This is a genomic window from Pseudomonas sp. 2822-15 (genome assembly GCF_002742515.1).
Taxonomy (GTDB): domain Bacteria; phylum Pseudomonadota; class Gammaproteobacteria; order Pseudomonadales; family Pseudomonadaceae; genus Aquipseudomonas; species Aquipseudomonas salomonii.
In genome coordinates this window covers 1-324 of the sequence record NZ_LJRY01000051.1, presented here as the reverse complement: position 1 = coordinate 324, position 324 = coordinate 1, and the positions used below count along the sequence as shown (strand labels likewise).

General features: G+C 39.8%; 1 pseudogene. It reads left to right on the top strand.

What is annotated here, in order from left to right:
• Nucleotides 1-324, top strand: a pseudogene (locus tag AOA59_RS31850) (hypothetical protein); the annotation flags it as partial.

Genomic DNA, 324 nt, shown 5'->3' with positions numbered 1-324 from the left:
ATATTATGGCATATAAAAAAGCGGTTGGCTACAAGAAGCCATTAAAAGATATAACGTCTGATTGGTTTAAAACATATACACATTTATCAAAAAAAGAGAGTCACCATGCTGTTTTAGAAAGTGGACGTGGAGGAAAATATTCTATCGTAGGATTGTCTCCTTGGGCCGTTTTAGATGGGAAGGACCATCTATTAACTGTTACTACGAAACAGCGTACGGAGACAAGGGGAGGTCCACTCCTTGATTCCTTGAGGGATTGGCTTCAAGAGAATGAGGCAGACAAAAATTCTGAACTTCCTGATTTTCAAGGAGGAATCATCGGTC